Below are 1,701 nucleotides of genomic sequence, written 5' to 3' on the forward strand. Positions count from 1 at the left end.
TCCGGGTGGAATGCTTGTTGAAAACTTCCAGAAAGTCTTGGATACGATTCCTTTCTTCAGTGCGATGTGGAACACGATCCTTTTATGTACGACGGTTACGGTGGCTGTATTGATCATCAGCTCGCTTGCAGGATTTGCCTTTGCTAAGTTCCAATTTCCAGGCAAAAACTTTTTATTCATCTGTATATTGCTAACGATGGTCATTCCTCCCCAGCTGGGATTGATACCACAGTATTATTTAATCTCCCAACTAGGGTGGCTGGATACGTTACTTGGAGCAGGAGTCTTATTCTTACTCAATCCACTTGGAATCTTTCTGATGCGTCAATACATCACTCAGTCTGTACCGGACGAATTGATGGAAGCAGCTAAGCTTGATGGTTGCTCGAATTTCAGAATTTACTGGAGTATCGTACTGCCTATCATCAAACCTGCTTTTGCTACTTTAGGGATCATTGTGTTCACACTCGTATGGGGTGAATTCTTATGGCAGTTCACTGTACTTCGCGACCCGGCATCTTATACGCTGCAAGTAGCTCTCGCATCCTTGAATAATGCGTTCAGAGTAGACTTCGGTATGCTTTTATCCGGTGTGTTCTGGGCAACGGTTCCATTGATCGTCATCTTCCTGTTCTTCAATAAATGGTTTATCTCCAGTATCACGGAAGGTTCGATCAAGTAAACGGTGTCATCCACTCTAATTGTTGATACAATCATATTATTGAGATGTCGGACACTGCTTAAGGAGCTGTAAAGAACGATGAATTTGACAATTAGAGATATTGCTAAGATGGCTGGTGTATCACCAGCCACTGTATCCAAAATAATTAATAATTATGGTGGGATCAGCGAGGCTACCCGGCAAAAGGTATTCAAAATCATAGAAGAAACGAAGTATCAACCGAACTTCTCTGCGAAATCACTGGCTACTAAAAAGTCCAACCTGATTGGTTTAATATACGCTGGTAAAATCAACGTTGATTTTACACATCCATTCTTCAATGAAGTGGTCAATGCATTCAAGAAAGCGGTAGGGACACTGGGGTACGACCTTCTCTTGTTTTCTAATGAGCAATTTTACAAGGGTGAAAGCAAATACTTGGAGAGGTGTAAACACTTCCATGTGGATGGCTGCCTGATTATTGCGGGAGATGAGATTGAAGAAGCAATTGAAGAAATTGTGAACAGTGATATCCCCTGCATAGGGGTCGATTTGCAATTAGAAGGACCTCGTTCCAGTTATGTTATGACAGATAATATAAAAATCGGATCGAAAGTTGTGGAACACCTTTACTTGAACCAAATCAGGAAAGTTGCTTACATCGGCGGAAAGCAGGATTCACTGATTGCGAGTATCCGCAATAAAGGGTTCATGGATGGAATGAATCAGTTTGGTTTACCTATTCATGATGAATGGATTCGGTATGGAGACTTTTTCGAAGAAAGCGGCTATCGTTCCATGAAAGAGATCTTGCAAGCTGAAGAGTTACCGCAAGCTGTTTTTGCCGCATCCGACATGATGGCATTAGGTGCCTTGAAAGCCATTAAAGAGAGAGGATTGTCTGTACCGGATGATATTCAACTGATCGGCTGTGATGATATTGAATCATGCCGTTACAGTGATCCACAATTAACAACCGTAAAACAAGACAAACAAAAGTTAGGAAAGCTGGCTGCCTACATGCTTGATGATCTTATCCA

2 protein-coding genes are annotated in these 1,701 nt (G+C 41.8%); both read left to right on the plus strand.

From position 1 onward, the window contains the following. Window positions 1-682, plus strand: a 682-nt coding sequence (locus BSG1_RS19335; RefSeq protein ID WP_006838934.1) for a carbohydrate ABC transporter permease, incomplete at its 5' end; no start/stop codon positions are given. Between the two features lie 78 nt (window positions 683-760). Beyond that, window positions 761-1,701: LacI family DNA-binding transcriptional regulator (locus BSG1_RS19340; RefSeq protein ID WP_006838935.1), on the plus strand; the 941-nt coding region annotated here is incomplete at its 3' end.

This window comes from Bacillus sp. SG-1, from assembly GCF_000181495.1.
In the GTDB taxonomy this organism is placed as follows: domain Bacteria; phylum Bacillota; class Bacilli; order Bacillales; family Bacillaceae_B; genus Rossellomorea.